The sequence below is a fragment of the Pseudoalteromonas sp. Xi13 genome, from assembly GCF_003952205.1.
Lineage (GTDB): Bacteria > Pseudomonadota > Gammaproteobacteria > Enterobacterales > Alteromonadaceae > Pseudoalteromonas > Pseudoalteromonas atlantica.
In genome coordinates this window covers 2154644-2179299 of the sequence record NZ_CP034439.1, presented here as the reverse complement: position 1 = coordinate 2179299, position 24656 = coordinate 2154644, and the positions used below count along the sequence as shown (strand labels likewise).

The 24656-nt window shown below is 38.5% G+C and carries 24 protein-coding genes; 16 read left to right on the top strand and 8 right to left on the bottom strand.

From position 1 onward, the window contains the following. Positions 1 to 3: 3 nt before the first annotated feature. The 3 genes from EJ103_RS09780 to EJ103_RS09770 form a co-directional block, all read right to left on the bottom strand. Positions 4 to 918, bottom strand: coding sequence for a TIGR03571 family LLM class oxidoreductase (locus tag EJ103_RS09780; protein WP_126007430.1), 915 nt, complete (start codon positions 916 to 918; stop codon positions 4 to 6). Positions 919 to 955: 37 nt separating this feature from the next. Further along, the gene (locus tag EJ103_RS09775; RefSeq protein WP_126007428.1) at positions 956 to 2131 is read right to left on the bottom strand and encodes an MFS transporter; all 1176 of its coding nucleotides are present in this window, start codon (positions 2129 to 2131) and stop codon (positions 956 to 958) included. Positions 2132 to 2428: 297 nt separating this feature from the next. Then, positions 2429 to 3370, bottom strand: a complete 942-nt coding sequence (locus tag EJ103_RS09770; RefSeq protein ID WP_016899548.1) for a cyclase family protein — start codon at positions 3368 to 3370, stop codon at positions 2429 to 2431. A 342-nt stretch (positions 3371 to 3712) separates the two neighbouring features. On the opposite strand from EJ103_RS09770, the gene EJ103_RS09765 reads away from it, so the two are divergent. Together EJ103_RS09765 and EJ103_RS09760 are read left to right on the top strand one after the other, a co-directional pair. Further along, positions 3713 to 4819 (top strand): L-dopachrome tautomerase-related protein, encoded by a 1107-nt coding sequence (locus EJ103_RS09765; RefSeq protein ID WP_126007427.1) that lies wholly within the window; start codon positions 3713 to 3715, stop codon positions 4817 to 4819. Between the two features lie 117 nt (positions 4820 to 4936). Beyond that, positions 4937 to 6106 carry a DcaP family trimeric outer membrane transporter gene (locus EJ103_RS09760; protein WP_126007425.1) on the top strand — a complete coding sequence of 390 codons (1170 nt, stop codon included), beginning with the start codon at positions 4937 to 4939 and terminating at the stop codon, positions 6104 to 6106. 27 nt (positions 6107 to 6133) lie between these two features. On the opposite strand, the gene EJ103_RS09755 is transcribed toward EJ103_RS09760, so the two are convergent. Continuing rightward, the gene (locus EJ103_RS09755; RefSeq protein ID WP_126007423.1) at positions 6134 to 7021 is read right to left on the bottom strand and encodes a LysR family transcriptional regulator; all 888 of its coding nucleotides are present in this window, start codon (positions 7019 to 7021) and stop codon (positions 6134 to 6136) included. A gap of 371 nt (positions 7022 to 7392) precedes the next feature. Between EJ103_RS09755 and EJ103_RS09750 the strand changes: the two genes are divergently transcribed. From EJ103_RS09750 to EJ103_RS09725, 6 genes are all read left to right on the top strand, one after another. Next, on the top strand, positions 7393 to 7800 hold the full coding sequence (locus EJ103_RS09750; protein WP_126007421.1) for a hypothetical protein: 408 nt from the start codon (positions 7393 to 7395) through the stop codon (positions 7798 to 7800). A 152-nt stretch (positions 7801 to 7952) separates the two neighbouring features. Next, positions 7953 to 9209 (top strand): sodium:proton antiporter, encoded by a 1257-nt coding sequence (locus tag EJ103_RS09745; RefSeq protein ID WP_126007419.1) that lies wholly within the window; start codon positions 7953 to 7955, stop codon positions 9207 to 9209. Between the two features lie 270 nt (positions 9210 to 9479). Beyond that, positions 9480 to 9887: a hypothetical protein gene (locus tag EJ103_RS09740; RefSeq protein ID WP_004587203.1), complete on the top strand. Its 408-nt coding sequence runs from the start codon at positions 9480 to 9482 to the stop codon at positions 9885 to 9887. A gap of 436 nt (positions 9888 to 10323) precedes the next feature. Next, positions 10324 to 10593, top strand: a complete 270-nt coding sequence (locus tag EJ103_RS09735; RefSeq protein ID WP_004587206.1) for a YrhK family protein — start codon at positions 10324 to 10326, stop codon at positions 10591 to 10593. A gap of 28 nt (positions 10594 to 10621) precedes the next feature. Further along, positions 10622 to 11164: a M23 family metallopeptidase gene (locus tag EJ103_RS09730; RefSeq protein ID WP_241232266.1), complete on the top strand. Its 543-nt coding sequence runs from the start codon at positions 10622 to 10624 to the stop codon at positions 11162 to 11164. A gap of 238 nt (positions 11165 to 11402) precedes the next feature. Next, positions 11403 to 11813 carry a hypothetical protein gene (locus EJ103_RS09725; RefSeq protein WP_004587208.1) on the top strand — a complete coding sequence of 137 codons (411 nt, stop codon included), beginning with the start codon at positions 11403 to 11405 and terminating at the stop codon, positions 11811 to 11813. Positions 11814 to 11889: 76 nt separating this feature from the next. Here EJ103_RS09725 and EJ103_RS09720 read toward each other — a convergent pair whose 3' ends face one another. Continuing rightward, positions 11890 to 13203 (bottom strand): S41 family peptidase, encoded by a 1314-nt coding sequence (locus EJ103_RS09720; protein ID WP_164521621.1) that lies wholly within the window; start codon positions 13201 to 13203, stop codon positions 11890 to 11892. A 272-nt stretch (positions 13204 to 13475) separates the two neighbouring features. Between EJ103_RS09720 and EJ103_RS09715 the strand changes: the two genes are divergently transcribed. From EJ103_RS09715 to EJ103_RS09680, 8 genes are all read left to right on the top strand, one after another. Next, a complete protein-coding gene (locus EJ103_RS09715; protein ID WP_004587208.1) occupies positions 13476 to 13886 on the top strand; it encodes a hypothetical protein in 411 nt (136 codons plus the stop codon). Positions 13887 to 14361: 475 nt separating this feature from the next. After that, positions 14362 to 17508 (top strand): PilC/PilY family type IV pilus protein, encoded by a 3147-nt coding sequence (locus EJ103_RS09710; RefSeq protein WP_126007413.1) that lies wholly within the window; start codon positions 14362 to 14364, stop codon positions 17506 to 17508. 519 nt (positions 17509 to 18027) lie between these two features. Continuing rightward, the gene (locus tag EJ103_RS09705) at positions 18028 to 18684 is read left to right on the top strand and encodes a hypothetical protein (protein WP_164521620.1); all 657 of its coding nucleotides are present in this window, start codon (positions 18028 to 18030) and stop codon (positions 18682 to 18684) included. Further along, entirely contained in the window at positions 18681 to 19367 is a 687-nt protein-coding gene (locus tag EJ103_RS09700; RefSeq protein WP_024033419.1) for a Crp/Fnr family transcriptional regulator, read from the top strand. Before EJ103_RS09705 ends, EJ103_RS09700 begins: the two co-directional genes overlap by 4 nt. A 73-nt stretch (positions 19368 to 19440) precedes the next feature. After that, positions 19441 to 19944, top strand: coding sequence for an Mpo1-like protein (locus EJ103_RS09695; RefSeq protein ID WP_126007411.1), 504 nt, complete (start codon positions 19441 to 19443; stop codon positions 19942 to 19944). Positions 19945 to 20059: 115 nt separating this feature from the next. Then, positions 20060 to 20851, top strand: coding sequence for an SDR family oxidoreductase (locus EJ103_RS09690; protein WP_126007409.1), 792 nt, complete (start codon positions 20060 to 20062; stop codon positions 20849 to 20851). Between the two features lie 61 nt (positions 20852 to 20912). Then, the gene (locus tag EJ103_RS09685) at positions 20913 to 21503 is read left to right on the top strand and encodes a DUF2238 domain-containing protein (RefSeq protein ID WP_029772243.1); all 591 of its coding nucleotides are present in this window, start codon (positions 20913 to 20915) and stop codon (positions 21501 to 21503) included. Between the two features lie 31 nt (positions 21504 to 21534). Continuing rightward, positions 21535 to 21987: a GNAT family N-acetyltransferase gene (locus EJ103_RS09680; RefSeq protein ID WP_126007407.1), complete on the top strand. Its 453-nt coding sequence runs from the start codon at positions 21535 to 21537 to the stop codon at positions 21985 to 21987. Between the two features lie 391 nt (positions 21988 to 22378). On the opposite strand, the gene EJ103_RS09675 is transcribed toward EJ103_RS09680, so the two are convergent. From EJ103_RS09675 to EJ103_RS09665, 3 genes are all read right to left on the bottom strand, one after another. Next, positions 22379 to 22936: a hypothetical protein gene (locus EJ103_RS09675; protein ID WP_004587216.1), complete on the bottom strand. Its 558-nt coding sequence runs from the start codon at positions 22934 to 22936 to the stop codon at positions 22379 to 22381. 137 nt (positions 22937 to 23073) lie between these two features. After that, complete coding sequence (locus EJ103_RS09670; protein ID WP_126007405.1) at positions 23074 to 23763, bottom strand: hypothetical protein; 690 nt, start codon at positions 23761 to 23763, stop codon at positions 23074 to 23076. A gap of 586 nt (positions 23764 to 24349) precedes the next feature. Continuing rightward, entirely contained in the window at positions 24350 to 24547 is a 198-nt protein-coding gene (locus EJ103_RS09665; RefSeq protein ID WP_024033426.1) for a DUF6435 family protein, read from the bottom strand. Positions 24548 to 24656 lie beyond the last annotated feature (109 nt).

The window sequence follows — 24656 nt, the reverse complement described above, 5'->3', positions numbered from 1 at the left end:
CCTTTATTTATGAAAAACGGGTAAGACATTTTTTGCTATGTCTTCCATGCTTTGTTCGATATTTATTTCATTGCGTCTAAAGTGAAGGCCAATATGATCTACGCCAGCAGCCTTCATACTGTTTAGCTCTTTTATTAAGCCATTGACTCCGGTTCTAACCCCAAAGTGGTGTCTTTCAATGGGTGCGTCTGGGTTGTCTACAAAATCTAAATGAATAAAGCTTACATAAGGTTTGTCACCTGCAACGCTTCGCCATAGAGCTACACGTTTTACATGATCGTCAGGTGTACCTGGATACGCTAACCATCCATCGAGGTTTTCACCTATAAATTGCGGCGATTGTTGTGCAAGGCCTGCGGCGTAAATAGGGTATTGCGCTACTTGAGGGTATATTTTTTGCCCTGGTTGTAATTTAGAGTCAGACTCATCCTTTAATACCTCAATAGCTTCTCTAAAAAGCTGGCCACGAGCGGCGTAATCAACATTAAATAAAGGATATTCTGAGGGTCTATCACCACTTGCTACACCTAAAATTAAGCGGTTGTTGCTTAGCTCAGCCACTGTGTTCGCTGATTTTTTCACAAGCCAAGGCTGTCTTAATGGCAGAACAACAGCCGCAGTACCTAGTAAAATATTGTTTGTAATACCCGCTAAGTAGCCTAAGTATGTAAACGCTTCAAATACTTGTGCAGCATCGCCAAAGTTAGGGTCGTACAGTGGCACGTCTCTTACCCATGCAGTACTAAAGCCAAGCTCATCAGCTAATATAATGCGCTCTTTATGCTGTGACATATCAGGCACACCAAAAGGCTTGCCTTCTTTAATACGTTTTTTTTGGCCATCTCTTGACCAGTCATTGTCTAGTGGCAGTTCAACACCAATTGAAAAGCCCAAGTTTTTTAATTTATCAATAGTCATAATCAGTCTCTTTCGAAGAAAAAATTCGGGATTAAATTTAAATAGCTTTCACTTGTTCGCGTGAATCTAGAAAACCCGATAGTCGTGTTAATAAAATGGCAAATATAACAATTGATGCGCCCACCCAAGGGGTGTCCATTAACTCCATGTCTTCTACAACAACACCGCCAATGATTGAGCCAATTGCAATACCGACATTAAAGGCCGCTATATTTAAACCTGATGCAACATCTACAGCATTAGGCGTATGTTTTTGTGCTAGCTGCACAACATAGACTTGCAGACCTGGTACGTTACCAAAAGCGAAGGCGCCCCAAATAAGTAGTGTTAAAACAGCGCCAATTTGACTGCCAGCTGTAAATGTAAATACAAAAAGAATGATAGCGAGTGCGCTAAAAATACCTGTTAACGCTTTTACTGGTCCCATGCGGTCAGCTAGTATTCCACCCCAAATATTGCCTATTGCTACTGAAATTCCGTAAACAAGCATAATTAAGCCAATAGAACTGGATTCAAAACCAGAAACCTGCTCTAAAATTGGGGCTAAATAGGTAAAGGCCACAAACGTGCCGCCGTAGCCGACAGCTGTAATGGCGTACACTAAAAGTAATCTAGGTTGTGTTAGCACTTTTAGTTGCTCTGAGATTTTTGCGGGTACCGCTTTTTTTAAGTTTGATGGTACAAGAATTGCGCTACCAATAAGTGCGATTAAGCCCAATATAGAAACGATTAAAAATGTTGCTCTCCAGCCCAGCTCTTGCCCAATCCACGTACCTAAAGGTACACCGGTCACTAAGGCTACGGTTAAGCCCGTAAACATGATTGCGATTGCGCTGGCTTCTTTTTCTTTGGCAACTAAGCTCGTTGCAATGGTTGAACCAATAGAGAAAAACACGCCATGAGCCAACCCTGTTAGGATTCGAGCCACTATCAAGGTTTCATAACTTGGGGCTTGCCAAGCAAGTAGGTTACCTGCGACAAATAAAGCCATTAAAACCAATAAAACAGATTTACGATTCCAACGACCCGTTAATGCTGTTAGCACTGGCGCACCAATAGCTACACCGAGTGCATATAAGCTGACTAATAAGCCTGCTGATGGTAGTGAAACACCTAAGTCTGCTGCAATAGTTGGTACTAGACCAACAATTACAAACTCAGTTGTTCCTATAGCGAATGCGCTTAGTGTAAGCGCCAATAATGCTAAAGGCATTTGTAGTTCCTCAAATAATTAATGTGGGGTAATTTTCATCTAATTTAAGGAGAAGAAACACAGCGTATTTCTCAAAACAATTTTGTTAAAAATGCAAAAGTAAAAATGTTGGCTTGTTATTTTTAATAAAATAAGGGGACCAGTAGTGGGTTTAATAAAGCTGTTAAAACGGCAGGTTTTATGCGGGTTCAGAGTATGGTGTGTTGGCTAGTATAAAGGGAGGGAAGCCACAAAAAAACGGCAAACAAGGTGTGGTTGCACTTCGTTTGCCGTTAAATAACTATGTCTAAATGGGTTTTACAAAATAGCGACAGGGTTAATTTGCACCTGAGTAGAGCCTTCGTATAGAGGGTGGCCAAGAACGAACATAAACTCCCATGCTTGATCTTTTGCTAGGTCGTCACACAAAATGTTTTCAAGCACGTGCACGCCGTAATTAGTGGCCATCATTTGGTTTACAGGAAATGAAAGGCTAGGGTCTTCATGCGGAACTGCTTCAGATGACCAGTTATCGGCCCCCACTGCAATAACGCCTTTTTCGGCAAGGTACTTACCGCCTTCAACGCCAATACCTGGGCCGCCTGCAAGGTAACGTTCGTTATCTTTACCCATTAAGTCAGACCAGCCGGTGCAAAATAAAACAACATCGCCTTTTTGAATATCTACGCCTTGCTGTTTGGCTACTGCGTCAATTTCTTTTTTATTAAAGGTGGTGCCTTCGCTCACAATATCTTGGTTAAAATAAGGTCGCATATCTAATAATACACCACGAGAAACCATTGGTGGGACCTTCTCTAGGCCGAGTTTTTTAACGCCTGTTACAGTCATAAAATCAGATACTTTATGGCCATTATAATGAACGTTGTCGCGACCATAGTGCGCCAGGCCATTAATTTGAGAGCCTACACCGGTCCAGCCAATAATTTGGTCATCAACATAAGTAAATTTATTTGTACCAAACGTTTTAGGTTCAGGCTGCGACGTATGAACTTCAAAGTAACGGTGACGAAACGCTGGGGTATCTTTATTTACCGCCATACCTAAACCATACACTTTACCTTGCTTTATCAATTTTGATGCCGTTAATACTGAGCTTGGAGTAATGTAATTCATTGCGCCAATTTCATCATCAGCCCCCCACTTTGAGGTAGGTACTTGATCGGCCGCGTTAACACCAGCAGAAAGTGTAAGTACTGCACTTAGAGCAGTGGCTATTTTCAATTTTTTATGTGCTTTCATATTGCTATTACCTTGTATTTAATTTTAGAGGTGCAAAGCATATTTGCTATGACGTGACCTACTATATTTAAAACAACGTGAATAATTGATAGTTGAAAGCACAAAACTCTTTTTCACTTTTTGCAATTAACGAGCATATTAAAATAATAGTGAATACACCTAATTAAAGCTTGTTCAATCACTATAAGTAAGAATTGGTTTAATTTTATTATTTCATTTTTAACAAAATAGATTTAACAGCAATAGCGTTTTTAACATTTAGAAACCCTTACATAATCTCCCTGCTTTAAAAAAGAGGGCTCACTATAGAGCTTTCTAAATAATTAATTTAGGAGATATACAATGAAAATGAAAAAACACGTACTTGCTATTGCTGCAATCGTTTCAGCCTCACTTAGCTCTGCATCTGTAATGGCAGCTGATTTAGAGTTAGTTGCTAAATTTGAAGACGCTCGCCCAGGTAACCCAACACTTACTGTAGATGGCAAATTAATAGTGACCATGTCTGCACTAGTGAACCCAGATATACATGTGCGAGAAGTGCTGGCTGATGGCTCAACCAAACCCTACCCAAATTTAGAATGGGCCGGAAAAGCGGGCGAGCATGGTAAAGGCATCGCATCTACTATAGGTATAAAAGCCGATACAAATGGTATTTTGTGGGTACTAGATATGGGCAACAAGCTACATACACCAAAATTAATAGGATGGGATACGTATGCCAATAAGCTACATCGTTCTATTGTTTTTCCAAGTGGTGTAGTAGATAAACACTCGTTTATTCAAGATATTGCTATAGATACTAAACGTAATCGTGCTTATTTGGCCGATATGACACTTGATAAAAAAACGGGCACTACACCAGCTCCCGCTATTTTAGTCGTGGACCTAGAAACAGGTGAAGTGCGTCGCACATTAGAAAACCATGAGTCTTTCCAATCAGATGGCAAACCTATTTTTGTAGAGGGCAGAATTGTTGCTCATTCAGATAGTAAAGGTGACGCTGTTTATCATCAATACGGCTTAAACCCTATTGCTATCGACCCTCAACAAGAGTGGGTATATTTTGGCCCAATGGGTGGCACCACTATTCACCGTATTCCGGCTGATGCCTTGGCTGATGACTCACTAAACTACGATCAACTCAGTGGCTTTATTGAATTTTATAGAAATAAACCACGTACAGACGGCTTTACTGTTGATGCGCATGGTGATGTTTACGTCACTGACGTTGAAAATAGCGCCATTGGTGTTGTAAAAGAAGATGGCTATCACGTGGTGGTACAAGATGAAAAGCTTTCGTGGCCTGATGGCGTTGCCTTAAGCCAAGATGGTTGGTTATATGTAGTAGCTAACCAACTTCATAATTTACCGGGCTTAAACCAAGGGAAAGACGCGAGTAAGCCTCCGTTTACTATTTACAAAATCAATGTAAATGACGTTGAGTAAATACGCTTCAACCGTCGATTAATCAATTCACCCCTTTTATTAATTATCAGCGCTTAACCTAAGCGCTGTCCTTATTAACGACAAAGTCACTTAATAAGTCTCTTTGTCGCGGTATTTATGAACTATTTAAAAATCAAACCAACACTGTTAGCTACACTTACTGCATTAGTTACATCAAATGCTTATGCGTCATCACTTAACCAAACAGACATTACGATTGGTGGTTATATAAAAGCAGATTTAATGCTTAGTCATTATAGTAATGGCGCGCCAGATACTAATTCGATTTCTAGGCAATCTTATATTCCAGGCACCATTTCAGGTGATTCAAACAATGGTAAAAATGTTCTAGATTTTCATGCTAGAGAAAGTCGTTTCAATATCGCAGCGCAGAATGATATTGATGGCGTAAAAGTCAGCGGCTTTATAGAGCTCGATTTTATGACGCACTTTGATGGAAGTGAAAGAATTGATAATGGCTACTCTCCACGTCTGAGGCTCGCTTATTTAAATTATGATAAATGGACCATAGGGCAAAATTGGTCAACGTTCCAAAATCCATCAGTTTTGCCTGATAATTTAGATTTTTCTAGCGCAGCAGATGGCTCGCCATTTATACGCCAAGGGCAAATACGTTATACCAATGGTAAGTTTCAAGTGTCATTAGAAAACCCTGAAAGCACATTCACGAGTGTAGAGACTGAATCAAGGGTAACATCGGGCTCTGGCTGGTTACCTGATGTTGTATTGAGATACAATTTTCTTAATGAAAATAATGCTCAACTTAACCTATCATCTGTTCTTAGAAGAGTTTCTTTGGACTCTAAAGTTAACCAAGACAAAATTAAAGCAGATGAATTCGGTTTTGGGGTGAGTTTGGCCGGTAAGTTACCCATAGGCAATATGGATGACTTTCGATTTACTATTACAGCGGGTGAAGGGTTAGGTCGCTACGCAGCATTAAATTACATTAATGCGGCAACATTAAACGCAGAAGGGGATACCAAACGCATTAGAACGGTGTCTGGTTTTATGGCTTATAGGCATTTTTGGAATGAGAAACTACGCTCTAGTTTAACTTTATCGGGTATTACGGCAGATAATCCAACGATGATTTCTAATAAAGCGATTAATAAATCAAGTTATTCTGGTTATGTAAATTTACTTTATTCACCGACTGTAAGTACAACCTTTGGCGTGGAGTTAATGCATGCAAACAATAAACAAGAAAATGGGTCTGATGTAGAGCTGACTCGATTAATGTTTTCGGCTAAATACAGTTTTTAATAGTAAAATGGGGCAAAGCCCCATTTTTTATAGGCTTATTTTTGTAGAGAAAAAATCAATAAAAGCGCTGATTCTGGATGAGAGAACTGAGTTTTTATTATAAACAGCATGTACATCTTCTCGGGGGTTAGGGCTTAAAATAGAATTAGGCAGTATTTCAACTAAAACTTGTTTTTCAATATCTTTTTTAACCATAAAATCTGACAACACTGCTATACCATTTCCATTTATACACAGTTGCCTAATTGCTTCTCCACTACTGGCAGTAATTGAAGGTTTTAAACTAATAGTATCTTTTAAGAACCAGTTATTCAGTTTTGGGGAATCTGCAAAGCCAATAATTTGGTGTTCTTTTAAATCATCAATACAAGTAGGGGCCCCTTTTTTGTTCAAGTAGCGAGGGCTTGCAACAATACGAAGTTTACTTAGTCCGAGCTTTTTAGCGTACAGGTTAGAATCACTGAGTTTTCCTATTCTAATCGCTATATCTGTCTTTTTTTCGATGAGATCAACAATACTTTCATTAGACAATAGCTCAAGTGTAATACCAGGATAAGCTAGTTGAAAATCTTCTATATACGGAATAAGCTGGTGATATAAAAATGGGCTTGCGGCATCGACCCTCAACTTACCAGCGGGGTTACTTTGTAAGTTATTAAGAGCTTCTTCCCCTCTACTAATTATGTCCAACCCTTCTGTTACATATTCTAAAAACAGCTGTCCTTCTTCAGTTAAGTCAATTCGCCGAGTACTTCGATTAAATAAAGTGACCTTTAAATCACACTCTAACCGTGTAATGGCACGAGAAACTTTTGCGACTTGTGTATCTAACTGATTGGCTGCACTTGTAAAGCTACCTGTATTAGCAATAGTGATAAATGTTTCAAGATCTTCGTTTTTTGATTTGATAAGCATAATTAACATACAAAAATGTAAACATTTGGCTAGTTTAGTTTACTGATTCATTAATAAATAGAGGTTATTATTGTTGTTTTTACAAAACAGTTTTGTAATTTTTGTGCTCGATAATGTCTTAATTCATGCTATGTGTATTAGCAATATTTACTGCACGTTAGGTGCAACTTAATGCGGGTTTAAGAGTTTATTTAGCCAATGTACTACTAAAGATTTATTAACCCTGTAGGTATAGTTGCGTATTAGACTAAAGTCTATAAGTTAATTTTCTTCACTTATTGGTTTTGTTTTAATCGTTTGTCGGTTTTGTGTTAATTCTCTAAAGTTGAATTGTCGGCAACAAGCACGACTTACTCAACAGGAATATAATCATGAAAAGCTCACTTATTAAAACCATCGCTCTTGGCTCTTTATTAACTTGCTCAGCTGCTGTAATGGCTGATACAAGTGACTACAAATTAATGGTTATCGAACAAGCGACTGCACCGCAGCCAATTGAGCAGTCATTTAATAGTTGCGCACTTAATGTTAAGTCAAAAAACTATGCCGAGGCTGAAGCAATTTGTACAAAAGCAATTGCACTTTTAAAAGATGCAGACGGCCCTAAATCTAAAGTACGCCAACTTACGTCATTCGCGTTAAGCAACCGTGGTGTTGCGCGCTTAAAATCAAATAATGACACAGCAGCCATTGCTGATTTGTACGAGGCAGCGCAAATGTCTAACAGTACAATGGTATCGCATAATTTAACACTTGCTAAAGAAGAGCTTGCGCTATAAAAAAGCACTAAACATGCTTTAATTAAGCCAGTGTATAAAAAGCCCATGTTAGGTTTATTCTTAACATGGGCTTTTTGCGTTGCACGGTTAAAAAGTGCAAATCATAAAAGTGGAAACTACCTATTAGGCTTTAAATTTAAGAGAGCTAGATTATGGATGTCACCAGTACGTTGAGTATATTTGAAATTAGCGCGATTTTTTTATCTATAACCGCATTACTTGCTTATATAAATCATCGGTTTATAGGCCTGCCAACCACCATTGGGGTGATGGTTATTTCGCTTTTAGTGTCTATTGCGGCCATATTTTTGGGCTTTTTAGGGTTTGATGAACTTATTGATTACGAAGTAAGCCTACTTGATCAACTCAATTTTACTCATGTATTGCTCGACGGCATGCTCTCAATGCTGCTTTTTGCTGGGGCGCTGCACGTTAATGTAAGTGACTTAAGACGTTATAAATTACCCATAGGTATTTTAGCGTGTGTGGGTACGCTGGTTTCAACAGTGATTATTGCTACAGCGTTATATGTAGTAGTGCCTTTATTGGGATTTAATTTATCGTTTATATGGTGTTTATTATTTGGTGCGTTGATTTCGCCAACCGATCCGATAGCGGTAATGGGTATTTTACGCTCTGCTGGCGCGCCTAAAAGTATTGAAACCGTAATAGCGGGGGAGTCGCTATTTAATGATGGTATAGGTGTGGTGGTATTTGCGCTTTTATTAGGAATTTTAACCAGTGGTGATATGCCAACTACATACTCAGTGGCTCATACACTCGCTGTTGAAGCGGGGGGCGGAATAATATTTGGTTTAATATTGGGCGCTGCTTTAAATTATTTATTAAAGGCAATAGATAGCTACCAAGAAGAAGTATTACTTACGCTAGCGGGTGTTATAGGCGGTTATGCATTGGCGAGTCACTGGCACTTATCGGGGCCACTTGCGATGGTTATGGTGGGATTAATGGTGGGTAATCATGGACGTAATTTAGCCATGAGTGATAAAACACGCCACTATGTTGATTTGTTTTGGGAGCTAATTGATGAAATTTTAAATGCCATTTTATTTGTGCTAATTGGCCTTGAAGTGGTAATGATTGTGTACTCAGCTAATTTGCTGGTGGCGGGCGTTTTAACCATTTTAATTGCGCTATGCGCACGCCTTATTGTGGTTGGCCTAACAACAACTATTTTTAATAAACAGCTCGAGCTGCCCAGCGGTGCATGGAAAGTGTTAACCTGGGGAGGATTACGTGGCGGTATTTCGGTGGCACTAGTATTGCAGCTACCTGATGGAGCGCAGCGTAATATATTATTGGCTTTAACTTATGCAGTGGTGGTTTTTTCAATTTTAGTGCAAGGCTTGAGCGTAGGAAAAGTCGCGAAAAGCATAAAAACAAAATAAATTTTAAAGACTGATTTTTGTACAGTTTGCTGGCTTGTATGCGTAACTACTGCATAACACTCGTTTTAAAACCTTTTTCAAAACAAGCAGTAATTACGCTGGTTTACACGCTGTTAAACATTTAAATTTGTACGTATATTAGACTAAAGTCTATAGGTTAATTTTCTTCACTTATTGAGTTTGTTTTTATCGTTTGTCGGCGCTGAGCTATTACTCTAAAGTTCAGTTGTCGGCAACAAGCGCGACTAACTTAATTAGGAAAGACAAACCATGAAACGTACACTTTTAAAAACCATCGCTCTTGGCTCATTACTAACTTGCTCAGCAGCTGTAATGGCTGATTCAAGTGACTACAAACTAATGGTTATCAAAACCGCTACTGCACCATTGCCACTTGAAGAGTCATTCAATAGCTGTGCACTTAACGTTAAATCTAAAAATTACGCTCAAGCTGAAGAAATTTGTACTAAAGCCATTGCACTTTTAAAAGATGCACAAGGCCCTAAATTTAAAGTACGCCAGCTTACATCGTACGCTTTAAGCAACCGTGGTGTTGCACGTTTAAAAGCGCATAACGATACAGCAGCATTAGCTGATTTATACGAAGCAGTACAAATCTCTGAAAACACATTAGTGTCTCATAATTTAACTCGCGCTAAAGAAGAGCTTGCCTTATAAAGCAATTTAATTAGCGAGAGTCACAAAAAAGCCCCTACCGATTTATATTAGGTAGGGGCTTTTTTGTGCGTGTAATAAAATTTTTTATAAAGCTCTCATGTAAATTTAAAAGTGAGAAAGCCCGTTTTAGAAAGCTTTATTTTTGGAATTATTATTAGCGGCAGATGCGGCTTTAAGTCTTAAAAAACGTTTAGAAAAAGACCAAAAATAAACAATTAAATATACAAGCAATAGTGAGTTTTTAGTTATAAAGACTCTACACCAATAAAAACGCTGGCTGATATATCAGGCAGCGTTTTTTATTGTGTGTTTTTTGCTATTGTATTATGCAGATAAGCCTATACCAATTCGCAATAATACTTAATTAAGCGAATTGGTATTAGATGCTAGTGAAAACAGTTTTTTAATTACATAGTAAAAAGAGTGAGTAGTATTGATGGGCTCCAGCAAAAATCAGCTTAATTTAGACTTAGGACAAGAGCATATTACTATCCAACGCCGTTATGAAGCATTAGGCGCAGTTAACGATTTTTTAATTGCGGTGTGGTTTTTAATTGGTAGCTTTTTCTTTTTAAATGAGTCATTAGTTGAAAGCGGTACCTGGCTTTTTATAGCTGGCAGTGCGCAATTAATAATAAAACCTGTATTAAAATTAATGAGTTTAGTTCACGTTAAAAAAGTGTTTCGTTCTAACAATACTCACTAGGCGTTCAGGTATTGTAATTAATAATTTAATGACTATTCACAGCAAAGGTAATGCATTGAAACTACTAAAGTGGACTTTGGGCGCAGTTATAATTTTATTAATAGTGGGTTTACTCATTCCCGAGAAGCTAGTAATTCCTGTGCAAGGCGCTACAAGTAAGGATTGGAACCACAATACGTTTTGGTATGAGCCTTGGGGGCGCTCGGGTGTGCATAAAGGAATTGATATTTTTGGCGCTAAAAACACGCCTGTGGTTGCTGCAACAAGCGGTATTGTTATTTTTTCAGGTGAACTAAACCGAGGTGGCAAAGTGGTTGCGGTATTAGGTGCAAAATGGCGAGTGCATTATTTTGCACATTTAAATGACTACAATGTAAGTGCAGGGGATGTAGTTAGCATAAACAGTCAAATTGGCTTACTGGGTGATACCGGTAATGCCGCAGGAAAGCAACCTCATGTGCATTATTCTATATTATCGCTTATGCCTATGCCGTGGCTTTTCACAACGCAAAGCCAAGGGTGGAAAAAGATGTTTTTTTTAAACCCACATAAAAAGTTAACTGCTAACTAACTCAGTTTTATGTATGGATGGGCCTTTACTGATTAGCTGCCAACGTTGTTAACTCACTTGTTTTTGCTGTATTTTTTGAGAGTGAAAGAAACGTTATTCAAAGTAGGTATTAGACTAAAGTCTATAAGTTAGATTTTCTCACTTATTAGGTTTGTTTTTATCGTTTGTCGGGGCAAGAGGATTTATCTAAAGTTAAGTTGTCGGCAACAAGCACGACTAACCAAACAGGAAGATAATCATGAAACGTACACTTTTAAAAACCATCGCTCTTGGCTCATTATTAACTTGCTCAGCTGCTGCAATGGCTGATCAAAGTGACTACAAATTAATGGTTATTGAAGATTCTGTAACAGCCGCACCAGAGTTTGAACAGCCATTTAATAGCTGTGCACTTAATGTAGAATCTAAAAACTACACAGAAGCTGAAGCCATTTGTACACAAGCAATTGCCTTATTAAAAGAAAGCCGTGGCCCACGTTTAAAAGTACGCGAACTTACATCGTTTGCATTAAGTAACCGTGGTGTAGCCCGCATGATGGCCAAAAAAGACACCGCAGGCCTTTCAGATTTATACGAAGCGTATCAAATCTCTAAAAACTCACTGGTATCTCATAATTTAACGCGTGCTAAAGAAGATTTATCGTTATAAAAACGTTTTATAACGCGATAAAAAAGCCGATGAAGGGATAATCCTGTATCGGCTTTTTTGTATACAATTGAAAGTGTTATATCGTGTTTTTATCGAATAGACCAAAATTGTTATAAAGCGATTTTTGTTTAGGTAACTGGCTTGTTTGAGTTGTTGAGCAACTGTTATTAGCTAATAAGTATAGAGCCTCGTTTACAAGAGGATCTTTGGTATCGCCCCAATCTGAATTAATGGTATCTTCGGCGTAACAATCTGCAGGTAAACCATCAAAGTAATCACTATACCCAGCTGAATTAGCTATCTTAAAGTTTATAGCAAACACAACGTGGTCACAAAGTTCATTAACATCCATACCAACAGGTTTTCCTCCTGTGCTTGTGCCAACCACTTGAACCTCAATGTAGGGTTCTAGCGCATTAATCACCAATTCACTAGCAGACAATGTTTGTTCAGTGGTGAGCACTACAACTCGAGGCAAATTCAGGCGAGGGTTGCTGCTGCTTAGCTCAAAATTTGTGCTTTTAGATTTACGGTTTTGATTATATTCGTAACTATACATCGGTTTACCTAGCACTTGATCTGCGGCAATTTGACTTGCTAGTTGCTTCGCTATAGATAGGTAACCGCCGCCGTTATAGCGTAAATCAAGTACTAGCTCTGAAACGCCCTCTTGCTCGAATAACGAAAATGCGTCATCTAAGTCTGGGGCACTGCGTTCAATAAAGCTATTAAAGGCCAGGTAGCCAACCTTACCTGTGTTAGATTCTAATATGCGGGCGTCTAGAATAGTGTTTGTGCTAACCGTTGCGCGTGCCATAGTGCCGGTTTGTTCTTCACCGTTTAAATCTATCCAGGTTACGTCTACTGAATAGCCTTCTTCTTCAGGCCCCAATAAGGCATCGTAGTCAAACGTATTGTTGGTTATTGCTTCTTCAATATTTACGCCATTCATTTTGGTGATTAATGAGCCTCTGGTTAACCCCATAACTGCTGCATTACCATCGTCAAATACATACTTTACAAGAAGACCGTTAGATTCTATTTTGTTTGCTAAACCATAACCAAAATAGCTCGCGTTAAGGTATCGGTCTTCATATTCTTGCGCAGTGACTACATAACTGTATTTATCTAATTCTACTTGGGATTTAACTTCGCTCATTAAATCGCTTAATGAGTCAAATGTAGATGGGTTTGTTGAGGTATTTAGCTGCTCACTCCAAAGATAATCTGTTTGAAGGTAGTCCCAAAGGGCTTCGTTTTGTGCTGTTTGGCTAGCACATACTGCAGGGTCGGAACTTATAATATCGCCTTCGTTTTCTGAGGAGCCGCCACATGCACATAGTAATAAAATTGAGCTAGATAAAATTATATTTTTTGTTTTTTTAATCATGACAATCCTTGTAAATATTGGGTTAATTAACAAAGTTACAATACTAATGCTTTTTTGGCAATAGGTAACCATTGTGTAAATTGTTGAGTTTATTTAAGTTTATTTATAGCTTTCAGTCGGCCAATCTTCTGCTGTAAAAGGAGGGTAGGCTAAGTCTATAAGTTAGTATTTCTCATTTATTAGGTTTGTTTTTATCGTTTGTCGCTGCGCTCAGAATTATCTAAAGTTGAGTTGTCGCCAATAAGTACGACTAACCAAACAGGAAGATAATCATGAAACGTACACTTTTAAAAACCATCGCTCTTGGCTCATTATTAACTTGCTCAGCTGCTGCAATGGCTGATCAAAGTGACTACAAATTAATGGTTATTGAAGATTCTGTAACAGCCGCACCAGAGTTTGAACAGCCATTTAATAGCTGTGCACTTAATGTAGAATCTAAAAACTACACAGAAGCTGAAGCCATTTGTACACAAGCAATTGCCTTATTAAAAGAAAGCCGTGGCCCACGTTTAAAAGTACGCGAACTTACATCGTTTGCATTAAGTAACCGTGGTGTAGCCCGCATGATGGCCAAAAAAGACACCGCAGGCCTTTCAGATTTATACGAAGCGTATCAAATCTCTAAAAACTCACTGGTATCTCATAATTTAACGCGTGCTAAAGAAGATTTGTCGTTATAAATTTATTACTTAACACTTAAAAAGCCCCTGCGAGTTTATAACTCGCGGGGGCTTTTTAGTTTTTATTTTTGAAATTAACCAATGCGAGTTGTTAATTTTTAAGCGGGTTAAACGTGTGTTCTCACTTAAATACCTATTTTAATAGGGGGTTTTAAACTTAAAATATGGTAATTACATCATTGCGTGTAAGGTTAACCGAGAATTGCAGGGTTAATTGTTTTTAAAAGCGGGATATTTTACTAATGGCGATGCGTATATAAAATGCTCTAAGGGTATTAAATTTCTTTATATTTTCGCCTATTTTCATTAAAGTACTTAAATATAGTAAATTCAGTTAATATTAATCTTTGTAAATAAGTTTATGTTTAATGGCATTTAGCTGTTTTGTGCATTTTTCTAATTAAAACTAAAAATAAATAAGTAACTGCACTTTTAATGGAACTGCGTGATTTTAGCGCAGATAAAAGGATTTAAAATGAAACTTACCTTCAATCGCATTGTTGCATCTTTTTTTGCAGCAACTGTTAGCCTCTCTGTAACCGCCGAAGATATAGAGCTATACGTAAACCATAACGTAGAAACCGATGAAAACCCCCGTGTTGTGATTATTTTTGATACCTCCGGAAGTATGGGAAGTAAGCTTCCTTACAACGGACCTAAAAAAATAGATGCAGCTAAAGATGCCATGACCCAACTGGTTAATGATAATAGCGCCATTGACTTTGGTTTAATGCGTTTTAATGGTAACAACGGTGGTTATATTATGGCTGGTTTAGGCTCATCACATGACACTATTTTAGGCCAAATTGAAAAGCTACCTGCTAGCGGAAACACCCCCGTTACAGAAACCTTATGGGAAGCCTACCTTTATATGACAGGCCAAACCGTTTGGTATGGACAAAATACCAATCAACGTGACTTTAGTGTAGAGACCAACGACAACCCTTTAACGCCCCCTGATTATATATCGCCGTTTAGACAGGCATATGGTTCGCAAGAGCGCTGTGATAATTCTATAAATTTAATATTAATGACCGACGGCGACCCTACTCAGGATAATAACCGTAATGACGATATTAAAGATTTATACAAGCAAAAATTTGGTTATAACCCAAGTAAAACAAGTAACAGTTATTTAGCGGTATTAGCGCAAATAATTCATGGAACACAAGACGTTGAAATAGATCTTTACGAAGACACACCGGAAGTAGCAGACACAGGCCGCGTATTTACTATTGGTTTTGGTAGTGGCATGAGTAGCAAAGGTAAAACGCTTCTTGAAAAAACTGCTGAACTAGGTGGTGGCGAGTACCTTCACGCAGATACCTCAGCAGAGCTCTCTGAAGCATTAAATAATACTATTTCTAGAATACGCGAAGTAAACGATAGCTTTTCATCGCCTACGGTTGCCAGTAATAACGTTGACCAAACCCGCAGCCGAGAAGCAATCTATTTTGCTATGTTCTACCCAGAGACCGGGGCTCGTTGGGGCGGCAATTTAAAAAAATTAGTTATGTCGGGCTCTAACATAGTTGACTCCACAGGCCGTGAGGCAATAGGTGACGACGGCTTAATTAAAGAAGACGCTCGCACGTTTTGGCTACCTTCAAATAAACCGGCTGATGGTAATTTAGTCGCACAAGGGGGCGTAAACTACTTACTTTCAAGCTTAGACTCACAAAGCCGCAAACTGTATATAGATTCGGACGGTAGTATTGTTGATTTTACCTTTGATAGAGTTAAAGAAATTTTAAATATAGTGTCAGAAGCCATAGGTGGCATCATACCGGGTACTGATATTGCTATCTCGCGCAATGATATTAATTGGGCAAGAGGCATGGATGTAGATAACGAAGATAGCGATAGCTCATCAGTAGATCAGCGTGCCAATATTTTTGGTGATCCTTTGCATTCTAAGCCGGTATCTATTGATTATGGTGATGGCAACATACGTATTTTAGTGGGCACTAATGCTGGCTTTTTACACATGTTTAACGATAAAGGTAACAGCATTGAAGAGGAGTGGGCGTTTATGCCTGCTGAGCTGTTAAAAAACATACCTGCACTTCGTACAAATCAAGCCAATACTAAAGTATATGGTATGGATGGGCCTATTAGTGTGTTTTTTAACAATAAAAGTTTAAACAGTGACGGCTTAAATGACGGAGTAATAGATGCCACTAAAGGTGATGAAGTATGGGCATTTGCTGGTATGCGCCGTGGGGGTAAAAACTATTATGCACTTGATATTAGCTCACCAGATAAACCAAAACAGCTTTGGAGTAAGCCTATTGTAGGCGGCTCAGATGGGTTTGAATACCTAGCTCAAACCTGGTCAAAACCACAAATAGCCTATATTAAAGCGTTTGGAGATGAGCCTTTACTGGTATTTGGTGGCGGATACGATACAAACAAAGACAATGCGATTCGTAGCGAGGATAAATCAGGCACGGGAATTTACATTGTTAAGGCTAAAACTGGCGAAAGAGTATGGGCGTTAACGCCTGAGGATAATAATTTTCAAGGTAAGCACAGTATAGCTGCCGATATAGCAACGCTTGACTCAGATTATGATGGTTACATTGACCGTTTATATGCCACCGATACGGGGGGTAATATTTGGCGTGTGGATATGCCTGGCTCAGACAAAAATAGTTTTTCTCATTACAAATTAGCAGAGCTTGGCAGTTCATTAGCAACGCAAGACCGACGCTTTTTTTACAAGCCACTAGTGGCACGTACTATGTTTAGTAAAGTGAGCAAAACGAGCTATGGCGGTGAAGAAATAACCACACGATTAGATACGCCTTACGATGCCATCGTGATAGGCAGTGGTAATCGCTCAAATCCGCTTGCAACCAATGAGCAAGATCACCTTTACATGATTCGCGATGAACAAACCGTAACTAAAACCTTCGATTCACAAAATACGCCAGAGCCCATAGTGCCAAGTGATTTAATGCTTATGAATGACGACCCATTTGGCAATGCACTAGATAATGTAGATGAGTTTGTAGAACTTGAAGCTGATTTAGCAGGCTTTAAAGGGTGGCGATATGAGCTAAGTAATGGTGAAAAATCATTGGCTGCAGCCACCGTAGTAGGAGGCGTAGCTTATTATACATCGTTTACACCTGCACTAGAGTCTGATAAAAATCAGTGCTCTTTAACAGGGGGCGGTGGTGCAATGTATGCTTTTCATTTGCACTATGGCACAAAAGTGTACGACCAACTTAAATTTACTACCAGCTACGATGTACCCGATACCGCTCAGTTGTATTTTGGTGAAGGCGACTCATGTATAGATGCTAATAATAATGGATTATGTGATGTGCCAACACCTGATGATGGTGACCCAGATGACGGTACCCCAGGCGGTGGCTACGAGTACGAAGAAACAATACCTGTTAGCCAAGTAAGCCAGTTTTATTTAATCGGCCCGAGCCTTACTGGTGAAGGCGCAGTAAACCCTATCAAACCGCCTGAAATTAACGGCCCAGGGCTAACTGTTGTTGATGGTAAAGTTAAACTTGTAAATGACAGTGATACATTAGGCTTTGGCTTTAAAACGCAGCAAACCTACATATATAAACGTGAAGAAAACGATTCTTCATCTGATTAGGTTAGCCTTAGCTCAGGAGTCGCAGCGCTTTATTATTTACCGCGCATGCCTTTAAAAGGCATGCGCTAACTTTTCTAGCTAATACTATAGAACCCAAAGCAAACCTTGCTACGTTAAAGTGTTCTGCTAAAGAAAGCTCAACAATGTAATTTTTGCCTAAAATTTAACGCGCCTCCTACCTAAAATAGATTACCTAACCAAGCGAATTTGTACTAATAAAAGCCAACATTGCTTTACGCTAAGCCAACATTTATTCGCAATTATTATGTTTAGCCATTATAAAAAGAGGACTTATTGTCCCTATATTGAAAATAGACATACGGGTAATAATTGGTTTATGAATTGTTCGTAAATAAACCAATCAATGTGTAAATAAACATTAAATAAGTCACTAAATAGTAAAGCAATATTTGCATAACATGGTTAAAAAAAAGAATTATAAAACTTACCATTTTAAATGGTTGCTAGTGCTTAATTTTGCCGCTATTTTAAGGTTAAGTTGTATTAGATGGAATTAGTATGAGTTTCAAATTGATCTCTTTTTGCTATTGTATTCCCGTACTCTTTTTAAATGGTTGCGATGAGGAAGTGAGTTTATTTAGTAGCAGTAAAACGCCGTTAGTGGCTAAAAACGAAAACGCTAATTTACCGGCAACTGCTATTAAGCAAAAGCACCTTGTTGTAGAAGGCCTAATAGAGGGAATTGTACCAAGTCACTGTAAACGTGGTGAAACAGCGTATATAAATGCAAAAATGCAAAAGGTTATACGCAACCCAACCGCAAAAGTGACTTATACACTAAAGCCCACTGATAATATTTTGTCTGTGTGTGTGGCCAATGATAACTCAGCTATTACTTATCGTTATGGCACTGAGCATAAAATTGGCCTAGAGTATACGGCCACTGCCGCGCAGCCATTTGGTAGCTACTATCGTCAAATAGGGAAAGTAGGCGAAAGTATTTTGTTTTTTAACAAAGGCAATTACTATTACTACATTATTAATGCTGGTGGTATGGGCAGTGGTGTTTCAGTGAACGTATATAAAAATAAAACGCTTATTGCGGAGTTTTTCTCTGGTAATGAGGCGTATAACGACTTTGTTATTGCCAGTAATTTAGACTTGCCTAAGTCGTTGGCAATAGAGCTTCAACCACATATAAACACAATGCAATGAATGGATTAAGTAAAGCACATTGTAACATTATTGAACAAGGGCAGTGGTTTTCTAAGCGCGATGCACACTTAAAACAGTTTTTACTAAGCCACGCAAAAACTTTAAGCCTTAGTGCGCACCAATCTCTTTTTTTACGAGGTGATAAACACGACGGTATTTATGCTGTATTAAGTGGTGTGGTGCGTATTAGTGGGGTAAGTAATAATGGTAAAGAAGCTGTTTTAAGCTTTGTTGACGCCTCGCTGTGGTTTGGCGAAGTCACTTTATTTGACCGCGGAATGCGCACGCACGATGTTTATGCGCAAACCGATGTAACACTGTGTTTTATTGGGCAACGCGCACTTGAGCAACTGTTAAAACAATACCCGCATTATTGGCAAGACTTTGGGTTACTCCTTGCCCAAAAATTGCGAGTTATGTTTACTAGCATGGAAGATCATGCACTATTAAGTGCCGAGCAGCGCGTTGCAAAACGCTTACTTATATTGTGCGCGCATTTAGCGCATAGTAATGGCCATACGTTTACGTTATCTCAGCAGCAATTGGCTGATATGACTTACCTTACACGGCAAACCGCCAATCAAATTCTAAAAAAATTAGCAAAGCAGCAACTTATTGAGGTCGGCTATAACAAAGTGACCATTTTAAACCAATCTGCTTTAGAGCTACTTTGTAATCAGTAAATGTCGGCTCCCCGACAGAGTGATATTTTAAAAGCCTGATATAGTGTAAAAAAACACAATAAAAGGCACACACATGAAAACTCTACAGCAACAGCTTGGTACATACGGTTTGTACCATCGCTCTAAACGCAATGTTTTAACTCATTTTTTTGGTATTCCACTTATTGTATTTGCGGTGCTTTGCTTGTTAGCGCGTATTCAAATACCCATTGGCAGCCTGCTTATTGATGGCGCGCAGCTTTTTGTTTTTGCAAGCGTGGTGTATTACTTAATGCTGAGCGTGTCGCTTGGCTTAATAATGGGTGTACTGTTTACCTTATTGCTTTTAGCAGCCCAGCCAATCGCTGCTATGGCTTTTTGGCCTTGGTTAAGTATTGGTGTGGGCGTGTTTGTATTTGGCTGGGTGCAGCAGTTTATTGGCCATTACTATGAGGGTAAAAAGCCTGCGTTTGTAGATGATTTAATTGGCTTAATTATTGGCCCGTTGTATGTAACCGTTGAGTTTTTATTTTTAATGGGGTTTTATAAAACATTAGAAGGCGAAGTTAACGCCATAGCAGGCCCCGCCAAGGCATAATGCTAAGCGGCTTAAATATTTAGTTATTCGAGTGTGCTAAATAAAGCGTTATAAACGTTTATAACTTAACACGATTGCTATTAGCAGCGGATAAAATAATAAAGGCAAATAACCCATGCAATACAACAATAAAACCGTATGGATCACCGGCGCATCATCAGGTATTGGCAAAGAGCTCGCAATACAGTTTGCAGCACTGGGTGCCAAGGTTATTTTATCAGCCAGAAGCGTTGATAAACTTAACGAACTAAAACAGAGCTTACATGGCGATAGCCACATTATTGTGCCTCTTGATTTGTCATCACCTGAAGCTGTTTTAGCTCAAGTTACTGATTTAACGAGTACATTACCTGCTATCGATATTTTAATTAATAACGGCGGGGTGTCGCAGCGCAGCCTATTTTTAGAAAACGAATTTAATGTTTACCGCCAGTTGATGGAAGTTAACTACTTTGGCCTCATTGCACTTACCAAAGCGGTAGCGCCTAGTATGGTAGCAAGACAAAGCGGTTCAATCGTCTCTATTAGTAGCGTTGCGGGTAAAGTAGGCTCTAAATTTAGAACGGGCTATTCAGGCTCTAAATATGCGGTAGTGGGCTTTATGGATTGCCTGCGTGCTGAGCTTGCAGAGCATAATATTCATTGCTTAACTATTTGCCCCGGCTCTATTAAAACCGCCATTGCACATAATTCGTTAAACGAGCAAGGCATAGCGCAAAACAAGCCAGAGCACTCAATAGAAAATGGCATGGATGTAAGCGTAGCCGCTAAAAAAATGATCCTCGCAATTCATAATAAAAAAGACGAAGTGATTGTTGGCAAAGGCCTAAGTGGCTGGGCACCGACCATTAAACGGTTTTTTCCTCGTGTATTTAATCGATTAACCGCTAAAACAAACTATCGGTAGCATCGGGCGATTTAGAGATATAAAATGCTGTAAATTCAATCAATTTAGACAAGGATTCTAAATGAAGTATTTATGGCTTGGCCTGTTTTTTATTGTATTAATTTGGTCCGGAATTAACCCAAAAGATCAGTTTACTTGGCTGCTTGAAGTAATCCCCGCAATAATTGGTTTAGTGCTTATGGCAAGCAGCTATAAGCATTTTAAACTCACCCCCATTTTATATGGCTTTATATTAGCGCATTGTATTGTGCTAATGGTTGGCGGGCATTACACCTACGCCGAAGTCCCTTGGTTTGATAACTTATTTGGCAGTGAGCGTAACAACTACGACAAAGTAGGGCACTTTTTTCAAGGGTTTGTGCCTGCATTATTAGCGCGTGAAATATTACTACGTAAAAACGTAGTCAATGGTAAAGGCTGGCTAAATGTGTTTGTTGTATCGATATGTTTAGCGTTTAGTGCTTTTTACGAACTAATAGAGTGGTGGGTTGCAGTGTTAAGCGGTGAAAACGCAGAAGCATTTTTAGGTACGCAAGGGTACGTATGGGATACTCAATCTGATATGGGAATTGCCTTACTTGGGGCTATTTGCTCGATATTGCTGCTTTCAAAAGTACACGATAAACAGTTAAAAAATGTTAAAGATTATTGATTCAAATTTTATTATTAAAAGACAATAAATTATGACTGTAAATACCCATAATTTCACGATAAGCACAGATAAAAGCAAGCTTAACTTTAACGTTATTTATAACTTTATTGCTAATAGCTATTGGGCTAAAGGAATACCTAAAAGCATTATGCAAAAAGCGATTGATAACTCAATGTGCTTTGGTGTTTACAGCGCTGATAACGAGCAAGTGGGTTTTGCCCGCGTAGTAACCGACAACGCTACCTTTGCCTATTTGGCTGATGTATTTATTACCCCAGATTTACAAGGTAATGGTCTGAGCAAGTTACTGGTTAAAACGATAGTAGAGCACCCTGAGCTGCAAGGGCTAAGGCGCTTTTTATTAGCGACATCGGATGCCCATGGCCTTTATGCGCAATACGGGTTTAAACCGATAGATAACCCAGCATTGCTAATGCAAATAAACCCTAAAAATGTGTATGAGGGAAATACTAGAGAGGTATAGTAAATTGGGGAAGGGTAATGTCCATGTAAGCGAGTTGTATGGATAATACAAAAAACTAATAAGCCATTGACATTAAAACTGATTTTACTTATTAGGTTGAGTTGTGATGCTTTTTAAAGGTGTATGATTTCCTAGTGCAGACATATTTGTATTCATCCATTTAAGAGCGTTGGATTGTGATTGATAATAAATAACAACTGCTAATTTCTGATCTGTACAGCACTGACTTAATAATTTATTCTCAAATTCACACTCATTAAATTTCGACTCGCATAACCTCATTCATACACATAATGCCTCATTCAGAGGCAAATAATTGTTGGCTAAAATAGCGAGGCGAAGCAAAAGCCAACTGTAATTTGACCTGCTGAAATGACTTGTTATAAGCCATTTACACCGATGTACAAATCTGTTTTTTAATATCATTGACACCGTTACTTAATAATTTATTTAAAAACTCTTGATCAGGGTAAGTTACAGGGAAAGTTGAATATTTACCCTTAGTAGAGGATTGATAGCTCTTGGTTGAGCCAGCAAAGTCGAAAGAGGCGTTAATTACTAGAACAACTTCATTTTCCATTGTAGATGAGCTAGTTAAATAGTAATTAAACTTTATATCTGATTGTGCTTTTTCTTTACCTGTTTCAGGGTAAATATCAATCAATTGGTTCTTTAGGTCTGGAGCAGAGTCCTGAGTTAGAATGTAATTGAAATCTGCACGCTTAACATTACTCATTGAAATGAACGAGCCTCCAGAAGCTACATTAGCATTAACAATATCTTCAAATTTAAATACATTCTCACCTTTTTTTGGAGAGTTTATTTCAAGGCTTGATACTGGGATTTGGCATGATGCGCTATTGGTTTGAAGTGAACTGTATTCAATATCTTTAGTTATTTGGCAACCTGCCAATAATACAGAAAAGGGTAATATAAACTTAAAATTCAAAACCGAACTCCTTTTTGGGTTATAACGCCTCAACTTTGGGGCACAAATATATGGGCTAAAATTACGAGCGAAGCGAGGGTGCCCATGTATTTGTGTCCCAGCGAACGCAGTGAGTGACAACAGTTGTTTGTTAGCCGTCATATCTCATTCAGCTCTAGCTTCATTTGCTCCTTTAAAGCATTATGACAGTTTTGTACGTCCTGCCCGAATATGGTCGCTTTTTCCTGATATGGAGTGATCAAAGTTTGATCTGCCCTGAACTCTTGCGTTGACATAAATCTAAGCATTTCGGTAGAAGCGTCGGTTGCATTCTTTACCGCAATTTCTAGCTTATCCAGTAACGCGTCAACTTCCTTCGAAGCTATCAACCGAATACTATTTTGTTCAGTTTTAACTTTAAGATGTTCCTCGTTTAACTCAAATACAAGCGATTGAACGTCTTGATTATATTTAACAATTCCTTTATTTTTGGCTGCCTCATCATCTTGTAAACAAGTAGTTAAAAATTCAGCCATAATTGGCTGAAACTTCTCTACAAAGATTGAATTACACTTTCCGTGGAACTCATCAAGTAGAGAAAAGTATTTTGAGAATTGAAGCCTTTTATCCTCATATTGATATTTTCTCTTTTCAATATCTAAAGAGTGCTGTTTTTTAATTTTTTCTGTTTCGGCGCGATACTTAGCAACAATCTTCTGTTTGTCTTCTTCAAGCTGGCGATTATCTTCAATTAGTGCTCGGTTTTTACCCTTGACCTTTAAATACGCGGTCAGGTAAATCGAAAGAGCACCAAGGGCAAAGCAAAAAATATTAAATAACACTTCCATGCTCGATATAAACTCCATGACGGCTAACAACTTTATCAAAGGACACTTTCCTCTTTTTATGAGCGATGTATGTCCTCTTAATTATTTTTAATATTAATAACAAATCTTGTAACACATTGCGAATATTAAACTTTAAGGCTGGGTGTTCTTTTTATGGCAGGTGGAAAAGAGGAAAGAGTCCTCATTTTCTGACTTAGGAGGAAAAACGCCAGCGAAGTAAGCAAATACAGCGCTAAAGATTTAAAATGACATCCAAACCCCTTTTTCAATCATTTAACCGCCACTAAAAACTGCATCGAAAATATAAGTAACCGCTTTAAGTACATTTGTTTATGCAAGCCTATTATAAAAGGTGGTTTTTGGCTGGTGGAGGCTATAAAACGAGGTGATGAATTATTTACTAAACGCGTCTTTCTACTTTTAAAACAGTACAGACACGATATTTATACCAATCGACTTAAATATTTAGCCTTTCTCGCGTGCTAAATAAAGCGTTAACTGCGTTATAAATTTCTCATGTAGAAAACTACATGTCGAAATTTATGCCTTGTTATCACTCTATTTATCCGTCGCTATAAATGTCTAATTACTTAACACGATTGGTATTATCTGGCTTTTTAGCTTCTAGCGCTTCTATTTCACTCCAGATTTTTTCGGCTTCTGCGCTTAACATGGCGTAGCTTTTAATATCGCCTTTACGCTGTGCTTGCATGCCTTGCTCAAGCTTTGCATCGTACTCTTTGCGTAGTTTTTTTGTCGGGTCTGATTTAAATAGTGAAAACATGTGGCTCCTTAGTTTTATAAAAGTATTAGGGCGTGTTGATCTTTGCGGATTGAAATTTGTTCAATCTAGGGGCGATTAAATCGCGGCGCGAGGTTTGTAACCTAGTGGG

Excerpts from the sequence above, each read along its gene's own strand:
- EJ103_RS09665 (WP_024033426.1), bottom strand. The coding sequence starts at position 24,547 with ATGTTTTCACTATTTAAATCAGACCCGACAAAAAAACTACGCAAAGAG.
- EJ103_RS09685 (WP_029772243.1), top strand. The coding sequence starts at position 20,913 with ATGAAGTATTTATGGCTTGGCCTGTTTTTTATTGTATTAATTTGGTCC.
- EJ103_RS09765 (WP_126007427.1), top strand. The coding sequence starts at position 3,713 with ATGAAAATGAAAAAACACGTACTTGCTATTGCTGCAATCGTTTCAGCC.
- EJ103_RS09775 (WP_126007428.1), bottom strand. The coding sequence starts at position 2,131 with ATGCCTTTAGCATTATTGGCGCTTACACTAAGCGCATTCGCTATAGGA.
- EJ103_RS09740 (WP_004587203.1), top strand. The coding sequence starts at position 9,480 with ATGAAACGTACACTTTTAAAAACCATCGCTCTTGGCTCATTACTAACT.
- EJ103_RS09710 (WP_126007413.1), top strand. The coding sequence starts at position 14,362 with ATGAAACTTACCTTCAATCGCATTGTTGCATCTTTTTTTGCAGCAACT.
- EJ103_RS09725 (WP_004587208.1), top strand. The coding sequence starts at position 11,403 with ATGAAACGTACACTTTTAAAAACCATCGCTCTTGGCTCATTATTAACT.
- EJ103_RS09695 (WP_126007411.1), top strand. The coding sequence starts at position 19,441 with ATGAAAACTCTACAGCAACAGCTTGGTACATACGGTTTGTACCATCGC.
- EJ103_RS09690 (WP_126007409.1), top strand. The coding sequence starts at position 20,060 with ATGCAATACAACAATAAAACCGTATGGATCACCGGCGCATCATCAGGT.
- EJ103_RS09735 (WP_004587206.1), top strand. The coding sequence starts at position 10,324 with ATGGGCTCCAGCAAAAATCAGCTTAATTTAGACTTAGGACAAGAGCAT.
- EJ103_RS09750 (WP_126007421.1), top strand. The coding sequence starts at position 7,393 with ATGAAAAGCTCACTTATTAAAACCATCGCTCTTGGCTCTTTATTAACT.
- EJ103_RS09770 (WP_016899548.1), bottom strand. The coding sequence starts at position 3,370 with ATGAAAGCACATAAAAAATTGAAAATAGCCACTGCTCTAAGTGCAGTA.
- EJ103_RS09705 (WP_164521620.1), top strand. The coding sequence starts at position 18,028 with ATGAGTTTCAAATTGATCTCTTTTTGCTATTGTATTCCCGTACTCTTT.
- EJ103_RS09700 (WP_024033419.1), top strand. The coding sequence starts at position 18,681 with ATGAATGGATTAAGTAAAGCACATTGTAACATTATTGAACAAGGGCAG.
- EJ103_RS09780 (WP_126007430.1), bottom strand. The coding sequence starts at position 918 with ATGACTATTGATAAATTAAAAAACTTGGGCTTTTCAATTGGTGTTGAA.
- EJ103_RS09680 (WP_126007407.1), top strand. The coding sequence starts at position 21,535 with ATGACTGTAAATACCCATAATTTCACGATAAGCACAGATAAAAGCAAG.
- EJ103_RS09720 (WP_164521621.1), bottom strand. The coding sequence starts at position 13,203 with ATGATTAAAAAAACAAAAAATATAATTTTATCTAGCTCAATTTTATTA.
- EJ103_RS09755 (WP_126007423.1), bottom strand. The coding sequence starts at position 7,021 with ATGCTTATCAAATCAAAAAACGAAGATCTTGAAACATTTATCACTATT.
- EJ103_RS09670 (WP_126007405.1), bottom strand. The coding sequence starts at position 23,763 with ATGGAAGTGTTATTTAATATTTTTTGCTTTGCCCTTGGTGCTCTTTCG.
- EJ103_RS09760 (WP_126007425.1), top strand. The coding sequence starts at position 4,937 with ATGAACTATTTAAAAATCAAACCAACACTGTTAGCTACACTTACTGCA.
- EJ103_RS09745 (WP_126007419.1), top strand. The coding sequence starts at position 7,953 with ATGGATGTCACCAGTACGTTGAGTATATTTGAAATTAGCGCGATTTTT.
- EJ103_RS09730 (WP_241232266.1), top strand. The coding sequence starts at position 10,622 with ATGACTATTCACAGCAAAGGTAATGCATTGAAACTACTAAAGTGGACT.
- EJ103_RS09715 (WP_004587208.1), top strand. The coding sequence starts at position 13,476 with ATGAAACGTACACTTTTAAAAACCATCGCTCTTGGCTCATTATTAACT.